Origin of the sequence: Actinoplanes xinjiangensis (assembly GCF_003148685.1) — a bacterium.
GTDB lineage: Bacteria > Actinomycetota > Actinomycetes > Mycobacteriales > Micromonosporaceae > Actinoplanes > Actinoplanes xinjiangensis.
On record NZ_QGGR01000072.1, the window covers coordinates 1 to 3,405 of the forward strand.

Annotated in this window: 3 protein-coding genes; 1 reads left to right on the forward strand and 2 read right to left on the reverse strand. The window is 67.9% G+C overall.

Annotation, left to right across the window (positions count from 1 at the left end; all coding sequences use genetic code 11):
- Positions 1-142: 142 nt before the first annotated feature.
- Positions 143-487, reverse strand: coding sequence for a hypothetical protein (locus tag BC793_RS50960; RefSeq protein ID WP_203896659.1), 345 nt, complete (start codon positions 485-487; stop codon positions 143-145).
- 369 nt (positions 488-856) lie between these two features.
- Positions 857-2,107, reverse strand: a complete 1,251-nt coding sequence (locus BC793_RS48515) for a WD40/YVTN/BNR-like repeat-containing protein (RefSeq protein ID WP_109603415.1) — start codon at positions 2,105-2,107, stop codon at positions 857-859.
- 620 nt (positions 2,108-2,727) lie between these two features.
- Between BC793_RS48515 and BC793_RS48520 the strand changes: the two genes are divergently transcribed.
- Entirely contained in the window at positions 2,728-3,120 is a 393-nt protein-coding gene (locus BC793_RS48520; RefSeq protein WP_109603416.1) for a hypothetical protein, read from the forward strand.
- Positions 3,121-3,405 lie beyond the last annotated feature (285 nt).

Genomic DNA, 3,405 nt, shown 5'->3' on the forward strand with positions numbered 1-3,405 from the left:
AGTGTCCGTGTGCTGCGGATGCCCGTGAAGTACCGGGGGATTCAACGGCCACGGTTGTTTCCTCAACGCGTGACCGGCAAACACCCGCATCGCGGCGCCTCACGCTCACCGCGGCGACGCGGATGAATCAGGTGTTCAGCGGTCAGCGCCTCTCGAGCCGCACGCACGGCGTCGATCGCTCCGGTCTTTCGGCCGCCGCGCTGCGGAGGCCGGTTCGGCCGCACACCTCGACGACACGTTCGCCATGGGCATCGAGAAAAGCGGCCAGGCCGGCCCCGTAGCTTCCCGTCCCCTCCAGCGCCCAGCACCGAGTGCCGGGAACTGTGTACGGCCGAAGGACAGCAACTTCCCGTACCCCTTGCACGTCGATAGCTGCCTCGGCGTGCGCGAGTACCGCACCGACAGCCGATACGGCCACCGCGGCCAGGGTGTCGCGGTGGGTGTCGACCCCGATGGCGCCGTCGACCTGTTCTGCCAGCACGGTCATGAGGTTGTGCTTCCTTCCGCCGAAGACGACCGTGTGGTCGGTGTCGGCCTGGGTGGAGTCACCGCGTGGCAGAATTGTGATGAGTTACGCCGCTGAGCGGCGGACGAGCTGCTGATCAGGCCAACGGGGTGGGCCAGGCCGACGCCGACGCCCCGGCAGACATCTCGAAAGCAAGGCAGCCCGTGGGCGCCAGTTCCGATGTGGGTCATGCCTGAACACCGGCGACAGCCTGACAGCTGAGGCGGGTCTGGGCGCCGCTGCTCATCAGCCTGGCGGATCACGGCCTTTCACAGCACCAAACGCCGGCCTCTGATAGAGGCGATCCAGTTTCGCTTCGCCTCGTCCGCCCGTCCCGCGAAGAGCTGACCCCTACGGCGCCGGCACCGAGACCGGTGACCACGTCACTCCGCCGTCCAGCGAGGTGTGGTGGGCCCCGTCCAACCCCATGGCCGTGATCATCCCGCCGCACTCGACGAAGTGGGAGAGCCCGCTTCCGGTCTCCGTCTTCTCGAAGGTACGGCCCTTGTCGGTGCTGATCATCGAACCGTCGAGCTCCGTGCCGATCAGCAGCCGTCCGTCCGGCCGGACGATCGCGCCCAGGATGGAAGCGGGCTGCCCCTTGCCGTCCCGGATCCGGGTCCACGTCCGGCCGGCGTCCGTGCTGCCGTACATGGGCCCGAAGCCGTTCTTGGCACCCTCACGCTGGACGTTGAAGATCGCGTACCGCTGCTGCCCGGGCCCCACCACCAGCCAGGGCCCGAACAACAGCTTGTCCGGTGAGGGAAATCGCGACACCGCCCAGCTCCGGCCGCCGTCGCGGGTCACGGCCAGCGCCGGATCGCCGCTCCGAGTGGTGCCGGAGACCCAGCGCGTGCCGTCCGGGGCGATCGTGGACCCCGACGAGTTCTGGACCTGTCGCAGCGGCACGTCGAGCACCTTCGCGGGCATGCCGCTGTCCGGGTCGATCACCGTGAGTTCACGGGATTCACAGGTCGCGTCGACGCAGCGGATGTGCAGGCGCCCGGCTGCGGGGATTCCGGCGGTGTTCCGCGCCACGGAGTTCGGCGCCGAGCGCCAGGTACGACCGGCGTCGACGCTCACCCACCACTTCCCGCGGTCCTCGATCACGACGGTCCGGGCGGTCACGGCATGCAGTTCGGCGCTGTAGCCCTCGAGCGGCGGGATCTTCGCCAGGGGAAGCGCCCGATGCTGGTACGAACCACCACCGTCGGTGCTGACGGCGAGCCCGTACGAGCAAGGCTGCTCACCGCCGGCGCAGGCCGCGGTCAGCGCGAACCCGTGACTGCGGTCGACGAACTGGACGAACAGGGCATCGAAACGCGCCCCGTTCACCTCGCCGGCGGAGACTGCGCTGGAAGCCACGCCGGGATGCTGTGTGCCTGTGGGCACCGTGCCGCCGTCCCGGCCCACCTCCTCACCAGCCGCCGCGCGTGTGACCGTGACGCCGAGCACCGCCAGCAACGCCGCCGCTATGACGACACCGCCGGCCCGACGGCGCCTGCTCGCGGTCCACGGCCGCCGATCGGGCGGCGGGCCGCCGTCGTACGGCGTGCCGATTTCGCTCAGATCGATCACCTCGTGGCGCGGTGTTTCGGACATCCGGCCGTCTCCTCCCGTGGGCATCTGATTGAACGACACCGCCGAGGCGGATCCGGTTCCATCCTCAGCCGATGAGCTGGGCGCCCGTGGCGCAGGTCTGATCACCGGGCCGCAGGCGTGGCGGGAGCTCGCCGCAGTCGGCGCGTGTGGCTGGGCGGCGGGACATATCCGCAGGCTACGGCCTCGTGCTTGCGCCGTTCGGGTCAAGCCCCGCTGCGCTACGGCGCCGACACCGGTCTACGGTCCCGCCTCCACGGCTGCCTCGCCGAACGCGGCCTCACCCGGACCACGGCCCGGCCGGGCACCCCGACCCAGCCAGCGGCGAACTCAGGCGCTGCGAAATCCTGCACGCCGACCACCTTGAGGCCAGCCCCGACGTGCTCTACAGCCTCCGCTACCGCGACCAGCCAACCGGCTTCTAACCGAGGCCTCGCCGCCGGACATTTACCCAGTGCATCAGTGGTCAGTTAGCTGGCGCTCAACAGCACCGGGCTGGCACCGCGTCCAGGAGAAGTAGCACCTGGTTGACAGGCCCGAAGCCGACGTGGATGCGGCTACCGGCGTGCTGCCGATGCCAAGCGGGTCAGGGCCGTATAGATCGCTCCTTCTACCCTGGCGCGGTGATGCTCCGTGCCGCACTGAGGAGAAGAACCAAGTACACCTTGGTGATCGTGTCCATTGCAGTGGGCGTGCTGGCATGCCTGTGGGTCATGCGCTTTCTGTGGCTGCTGACGATGGGGAACGAGCTGATAATCCTTCCATCCAGGTCGCGAATACCGGACCTGCCATCCGGGGCGGCCATCGTCGCGGAGGACATGGGGTGCGGTTCGGGTGGATGCTGGCGGGAGATCACCGTCGCACCGGCGGCCGGGCAATCACCGGAGGACCTCGCTCAAGAAATGAATCTCTCCGAGGAGCAGCACCAGTCTCCGACTCTCTTCGATCCGGGGTTCGTCTACGTGTGGGCTCATCCGCGAGACGGTCAGTTGGTGCTTGGAATCGGTTATCAGTGAGGTCGCCGCTGCACCCCCGCGAGGCGAGGTCGACGGGCCGCCATCGCTGACGGTGCCACTCAGATGCGGACATCGAGTCTCGATATGGTCTGGTAGGCCTGGAACGACCGCAGTTCCTGCTCAGCGCCCACGGCAGATCCTACGCATTCGCGCTTTTTATGCTGTTTCATAGCCCTACACTCGGCGGCATCCCTCTGTGCCAAGATCATGAGAGGCAAGATTTACTCTTGAAACGTTGAGCTGAGGGCGAGCGAGGAGACCACCACCGGTGGGTTCGAATAGTGA

Bases quoted from the DNA above. Each gene is read 5' to 3' on its own strand.
- BC793_RS50960 (WP_203896659.1), bottom strand. From the start codon at position 487: ATGACCGTGCTGGCAGAACAGGTCGACGGCGCCATCGGGGTCGACACC.
- BC793_RS48515 (WP_109603415.1), bottom strand. From the start codon at position 2,107: ATGTCCGAAACACCGCGCCACGAGGTGATCGATCTGAGCGAAATCGGC.